Raw genomic sequence first — 2,966 nt, 5'->3', positions numbered from 1 at the left:
CGCCATTGCGCGCCGCCAGCGCCGTGCCGCGCGGCCGGATGCCGTACACGGCCACCGTGCTGCTTATTTCATTGGCCAGAATGAGCAGCGGCAGGCCGGTGGGGCTGTTGGCGGCCGATACGAACACGGTGCCCTCGGGGCCGAGGTCGCCGGTGCCGGCCGTCAGGCTACGGTTGTTGAGGTAGTCGACCAGGCGCGGATTGGCCGGGTCGTTCACGTTGAAAACGGCTACGCCGCCCACGCGCTCCATGCTCACGAAGGCGTAGGTAGTGTCGCGGATGGTGCCCACGGCCACGCCCTCGGGCTCGGGGCCCTTGTCGTCGGAGCGGTTCTTGCGGGTGGGCGTGCCGGTGGTGTTGCTGGCATTGAAGAGGCTGCCGAAGGCGGCATCGGTGCTGGTGAGGCGCTCGAGCAGGTCGCCGCTGTCGTACACCGTGGCGCCGGTGGCGGCGTTGAGGATGCTGAACGAGCGGCCGCCGAAGGCGTGAATCTGGTCGATGTCGCCGTCGCCGTCGGTGTCGCCGGTGCTTTTCGTCACGGTGAGGCGGCCCAGGGCATTGTTGTTTTTCAGCAGGGCGGCCTGCGGGAAGGCGGTGGGGTCTAGCACGTAGCTGGCATCGCCGAGACGCACGGTTTCGCTAAACCCGGTGTATTCGCGGGCGTCGCCTTCGTTGGCCGTCAGCACGTAGCGGCCGCCGCCCAGGGTGGCGGGCAGCTCGAAGGTGGCAATGGCATCGGGCTGGCGCATGCCGCGCACGGGCCAGTTGGCCAGCAGAATATCCGTAGCCTGGTCGGAGGCATCGAAGCTGAAGCCGGGCTGGCTGTGGTCCTGGTAGCCCATCGGGCGCAGGTTGGTGATGGTGCGGGAACTCAGGTCGATGGTGGCCAGGGCGTTGTTCTCCTGCAGGCTCACGTAGGCCGTGCGCGAGTCGGGCGAAATCGTGATGTACTCGGGCTCAAGGTCCTGCGCCACGGTGCTGGGCGCGCCGGCCGGGCCGCCGAAAATGCGGATGCCCTGGGTGCGCAGCGCGGCGGCCTGCGCGTTGTAGGACGTGAAGTCGAGGGTGGTCACGTTGGCCTGGGTCACGGCCGCGATGCCGCCGACGCTCGCGCCATTCACCCCCAGGTCGATGATGGAGATGGAGCCGTTGGGGTCGTTGGTGTAGGCCGCGTTGGGCTCGCCTTCGTTGGCCGTCAGCAGGTAGCGGCCGTCGGGCGAGTAGGTAATCATGTCGGGCAGGCTGCCCACGGTCAGCTGCTTGAGGAAGGTGCCGTTCTGGTCGAAAAACACCACTTTGCCCGCGTTCTGCGGCAGCGTGCCATCCTCGATGGCGCAGGCCACCAGCCCCTGGCGCACGGCCACCGAATTGATGTTGCCGTAGGGTGCGATGGAAATCGACGCCAGCGGCGCCAGCGCCCCGGGCGAGGCAAAATTGAGGATATCCAGTTTCGCCCCCACTGAGTTAGCCACGTACAGGCGCTGGGTGCTGGGGTCGTGGGCCACAATCTCGGCCGAGTTGATTTGCGTGCTGCCGCTGAAGGCCGGGCCGTTCTGGTAGCTGCTCAGCAGGCTGATGTTCAGGTTGCGGGTGCGGACCGGCGCAGTGGCGTCGTTATCCTTAATAAATACCAGCAGCTCGCTGGCCCCGGCCGTGAGCGTGGCGTTGGCGGGGTTCAGCAGGCGCACCGTGAAATACTCGGCGGGCTCAGCCGTGGCATCGTCGAGGATGGGCAGCGTGAGCGTGGCCGTGGTGCTGCCGGGCGCAAACGTCACGGTCTGGGTACCGGCGAAGGTGAAGTCGCTGCCCGCCGTGGCGGTGCCCAGCGGGGCCACCTGCATCTGCACGGTGCTCGCCGTAGCGTTGGCGTTGCGAATGCTGAGCGGCAGCACCACACTACCGGCGTTTTCCGCCACGCTCAGCGAAGTGCCGGTGAAGCCCAGGTCGGGCACCGTTTGGGCCCGGGCGGCGCAGGTGCCGGCCAGCACGGTGCAGGCCGCTGCGAGGAGGTTTTTAGTCGGAAATGGGTATCGGGTAACAGGCATCGGAGCGGATTTGGTGAAGGCTTGATGAACGATGCCTCAAAGCTCTTCCCAGCATATTAGGCCAACGTTGCGGCCCTATTATCGAATTGCCGCCCCTATCCTACCGCTGGGTTACCGGGCGGCGGCCTGCGCCACGCCCGCCACCTGCGCCGCCACCGGTGCCCCTCCCAGAAACTGCTGGTACCAGCGCCCCGAGTCTTTCACAATCCGCGCCTGCGTTTCGTAGTCGACGTGAATCAGCCCGAAGCGCGGCCCGTAGCCCTCGGCCCATTCGAAATTATCGGTGAGGCTCCAGGCGAAATAGCCAGCCACGTTCACTCCTTCCTGCTTCGCGCGCAGCACCTGTCCGATAACCGTCTGCAGGTAGGCCCGGCGGGCCACATCGTGCACCCGGCCGCCCGTTGCCACATCTGGGAACGCTGAGCCACTTTCAGTTATCAGCAGCTTTGGCGCATTTGGGTAAGCCGCAAACTGCTTCAACATTTGGTAAACCGACTCCGGATACACTTCCCAGCCCATGTCGGTGTGCGGCACGCCGCGCTGCTTGGCGGGCACCAGTGCCGCCCATTGCAGCGGCAGCCAGGGTGAGAATTTCACCACCTCGCGGGTGTAGTTTTGCACGCCCCAGAAGTCGAAATCGAACTGCAGCCGCTGCTCGTCGCCGGGCTGCTGGTAGCGTTCCAGCAGCCAGCCCAGGGCCGGCAGTTCGGCCGTGGGGTAGCCCAGGCCGAGGGTGGGTTCCACGAAAAAACGGTTCAGCACGGCATCGGCGCGGCGGGTGGCGGCTTCGTCGTAGCCGTTGCCGGGGCGATGCGGGGTGAGGTAAGAGCACGAAAACGTGGTACCGATTTCGGCCGTCGCGGGCAGGGTGGCGCGCAAGGCCCGTCCCCCTTCGGCCTGGGCCAGCGTGGCGTGGTGCGCC

Annotated in this window: 2 protein-coding genes; both read right to left on the bottom strand. The window is 66.5% G+C overall.

What is annotated here, in order from left to right:
• A partial coding sequence (locus ACYVDE_RS18895; protein ID WP_460503099.1) for a choice-of-anchor I family protein occupies positions 1 to 2,044 on the bottom strand: 2,044 nt, incomplete at its 3' end.
• Positions 2,045 to 2,155: 111 nt separating this feature from the next.
• Positions 2,156 to 2,966: family 1 glycosylhydrolase (locus ACYVDE_RS18890; RefSeq protein WP_460503098.1), on the bottom strand; the 811-nt coding region annotated here is incomplete at its 5' end.

The organism is Hymenobacter agri, assembly GCF_054778495.1.
This window is presented reverse-complemented; position numbering and strand designations above follow the sequence as displayed.